The 3,414-nt window shown below is 57.8% G+C and carries 2 protein-coding genes and 3 pseudogenes; 2 read left to right on the top strand and 3 right to left on the bottom strand.

All coding sequences use genetic code 11. The features are described from left to right. Positions 1-262: 262 nt before the first annotated feature. Positions 263-388, top strand: a pseudogene (locus PDO_RS29050) (helix-turn-helix domain-containing protein); the annotation flags it as partial. Here the strand turns inward: PDO_RS29050 and PDO_RS27125 are convergent. The 3 genes and pseudogenes from PDO_RS27125 to PDO_RS11595 all read right to left on the bottom strand — a co-directional run. Further along, positions 388-809: pseudogene (locus tag PDO_RS27125) on the bottom strand (MFS transporter); the annotation flags it as partial. The pseudogenes PDO_RS29050 and PDO_RS27125 sit on opposite strands and share 1 nt — an antisense overlap. Continuing rightward, positions 793-1,299, bottom strand: a complete 507-nt coding sequence (locus tag PDO_RS11600) for an isoprenylcysteine carboxyl methyltransferase family protein (RefSeq protein WP_037073614.1) — start codon at positions 1,297-1,299, stop codon at positions 793-795. The gene PDO_RS11600 and the pseudogene PDO_RS27125, both read right to left, overlap by 17 nt. Beyond that, the gene (locus PDO_RS11595) at positions 1,296-2,348 is read right to left on the bottom strand and encodes a type III polyketide synthase (protein ID WP_009109596.1); all 1,053 of its coding nucleotides are present in this window, start codon (positions 2,346-2,348) and stop codon (positions 1,296-1,298) included. Before PDO_RS11595 ends, PDO_RS11600 begins: the two co-directional genes overlap by 4 nt. A 432-nt stretch (positions 2,349-2,780) precedes the next feature. On the opposite strand from PDO_RS11595, the pseudogene PDO_RS11590 reads away from it, so the two are divergent. Beyond that, positions 2,781-3,356 (top strand): annotated as a pseudogene (locus PDO_RS11590) (IS110 family transposase); the annotation flags it as partial. Positions 3,357-3,414 lie beyond the last annotated feature (58 nt).

The raw sequence follows: 3,414 nt of genomic DNA, 5'->3' as shown, positions 1-3,414 counted from the left end.
CACCATCGCGAACTGCGCACTGCGCACTGCGGCGATGAGCCTGTGGGCGAAAATTGCAAGAGCATGACAGATATCTCCGGATGGCGCCTTTCGCTGGCATTTCCTCCGTTAAGTTTACGATGCCCCTCAAAGGCCTGTGCCGGATCGCCGACTGCGTCCCCTCGGCAACAGGGTCTATGTCGTCTTCGACCGCGACGAGCACCTATGCATAATAATGCGCTGGCTAAAGCAGAGGCGACGTTGCCCAAATCATTGACAGTGGACATCAGAGCGCTTTGTCGAGATCAGCCTGGAGGCCGCCCTTAGTGAAGAGCCACGGCCTGGGGCGGCTCGAAAGCTAAGCGGCAAGGAAGAGGTACAACTTGTTGCCCTGGCGTGCTCGGATCCCCGTCTGTTGGACGGAAACAGGATGAATACCGCAGAAAACACCGCCGGTATGAGCGTGCCTCCGGAAAAACCATGGAGAATGCGCCACGCGACGAGATCCCCAAAGCTTCCACTGAAGGCACATCCGATCGAGGCAGCGGTGAAGACCGCTAGGGCCGACGCAAACAGCCACCGCATGCTCAGCAGACGTGTCAGGCAACCCGTAAGCGGTATAGCAACAACCTCGGCGATCAAATAGGCCGTCTGTACCCAGCTTATCTGATCGGGGTGGATTTGCAGGGTCATTTGGATGGTCGGCAACGATGATGCCACGACCTGCACATCGAGGATGGCCAAAACATGCCGGCGCACATGGCGAAGAAGCCGCTCCAGATGGCAACTGGCGACCGCTGCACTCCAGTCAAATCACAGTGCTGAGACATGTTGCGCTTCTGATAGCGCCTCGCTTTCTGCACGTATACGAATAGTGAGAACCGCAGCATTTGCCATTGAGAACACCAAAGCATAGATCGGCATTCCAACACAGAGCGGAAGCACGGCGATTTCACCGATGACGACAGCGTAGTTTGGATGATTGAGGAACCGATAGGGACCGCTTTTAACGAGATCCGCATTCCTCAGAACGATGATCCGTGTCGTCCAACGGGGGCCGAGAGTCGACAGCACCCAGATCCTCAGGACCTGCAGTATAAGGAACAGCATGACCCATATCGGGTTAAGAGAGTTATCCCACCCGATGAGCCAAAGACCTGCGATCCAGATCCCGTGAAGGACGACGATGAGCGGGTAATGTTCTGGAGCCACCTCGGTAGCGCCTCTCGCCAATAGTGCCTTTGTGTTGCGACGTGCCAGCCAAAGCTCGCCCAGTCGCTCAAGGGTAACGACGGCCAATAGGAGAATCGTTGCGGTCACATTGCCCTCTTCAAAGATACGCAACTGACGCAAAAGCCAGGTCCGAGCGAGGTTAGCAACGTGCGCGAAGGCAGGCCGGCTTGAGCGAGCCGGTCGAGAACGAACAATGCCGTCGGCGCCGACATATTGCCGTAGTCCGCCAAGACGTCACGCTCGTGGTTCAGCGTCCCTCGGCTGAGCGTCAAGGCATTTTCCAGCGCATCGATCACCTTCGCGCCACCAGGATGGCATGCAACGCGGTCAATATCGGCGAGTGAATGTCCTGAACGTGCCAGGATGCCCGAAACGGCGGCGGCGATGTTTTCCTCCGCGAAAGGTGGAATGGCCCGGTCGAAAATTACCCCGAACCCCTCATTGTCAACGCTCCAACCCATGATCTCGAGGGAATCTGGCCATATATGCTGGCCGCTCATTTCCACGGTCGCAATACCAGGCGCGTCAGTTCGCAGAATGCAGGCGGAAGCGCCATCCCCGAACAGAGCCGTGGCGATGATGTTTGCCTTCGTCACCTGGTCCATCCGAAAAGACAAGGTGCAAGTTTCAACAGCAACGACAAGAACGATGGACCCTGGCCGCGAGGCAGCCATACGACCCGCAATTGACAATCCGGAGACGCCACCGGCACATCCAAGACCGAAGACCGGAACCCGCTCGATGTCTGCGCGAAACCCGAGCCTTTTAGCGACACGGGCTTCCAGACTCGGGGTGGCGACGCCTGTCGAAGAAACCGTGATAACGGTGTCTACCTTGCTACCGTCGAGACCGGCAATTTCCAGAGCATTTGCTGCAGCAACGACAAAGAGGTCGCAAGCGCCATCGATGTAGGCCGCATTGCGCGCGGGCCAGTCCAGCGGGGTGAGATACCAATCGATCGGTCGCACTGCATATCGCCTCCTAATCCCCGAACTTTCAAAGACCTTTGCAAGCCGATCGAAATCTCCGAAACGGGACGCAAATGCCTTGTGTGCGGTTCTGGCGGCATCGCGCTGTTCAATGATATTTGCAGGAACGGCAGTGCCGATTGAAATCAGATGGACAGCCTCGTTCATGATGGCTCCTAGCTATTCACGGCCATCGGTGACTTAAACACACGAGACGTGCGACACTGATCGCACCCGTGGAGGACAGTTTCCACGGGAGTGGAAATGGCTATACGCATAAGAGAAGTATACACTTTCTGCTTGATAGCCATGTTGACAAGAGTGGGGAAACCATGCACGCGGTTCATCTACCGGACAGCTCTCCTTCGCAGGCAATCCGTAAGATCCCAACGTTCTTCATCATTCGTTGCGAGTCGCTTAGCACCACCCGCGGGTCTGATCTGTAGCATTTGATACACATCAGACGGTCGGACGCCTCTAAAAACCTCCCCCTAGACCGTATGTTCGCGGGGCGAAGGTGGCCCGCCCCCGCGATAAGCTGAATTCGGGGGTTGCTCTGGATCGGCCGGAGCCGAGCCCCAAGCTTAGCGAGGGCGAACCATGAAAGAGAATAGCGTAATTTTCATCGGCTTGGATACGTCGAAGCTGAAGATTTCAGTGGCGGTTGCGAATGGAGCGCGCAACGGCGAAGTGCGGTTCTTCGGCGATATCTCTTCGGAGCCGGCGTCGGTGGCGTCTATGGTCGACAAGCTTTCCAAGGGCGGAGCCAAGCTTCACTTTTGCTATGAAGCCGGCCCGACCGGCTACGGTCTTTATCGCCAGATTGTTGAACTGGGACATGACTGCATGGTGGTCGCGCCGTCTCTGGTGCCCAAGCGACCGGGCGACCGGGTGAAGACCAACCGCCGCGATGCCGTCAGCCTGGCGCGCCTGCACCGGGCGGGTGAGCTGACCTCGGTCTGGGTTCCGGACGAAGGTCATGAGGCCATTCGCGACCTGGTGCGGGCTCGCGAGGCTGCCAACGACGCGTTGAAGCAGGCACGTCAGCAACTCCAGTCTTTCTTGCTGCGCCACGGCCGGATCTATACCGGCCGCACGCCATGGGCGCGCGCCCACGTCCGATGGCTGGCGCGCCAGGCCTTTGATCACCCCGCCCACCAAATCCTGCTGGCGGAATACCGCAATGATCACTGGCCAAGATGATTTCCGCAACGTTTGTTCCTAATGAGACCTG

This window comes from Rhizobium sp. PDO1-076 (genome assembly GCF_000247475.1).
Lineage (GTDB): Bacteria > Pseudomonadota > Alphaproteobacteria > Rhizobiales > Rhizobiaceae > Allorhizobium.
This window is presented reverse-complemented; position numbering and strand designations above follow the sequence as displayed.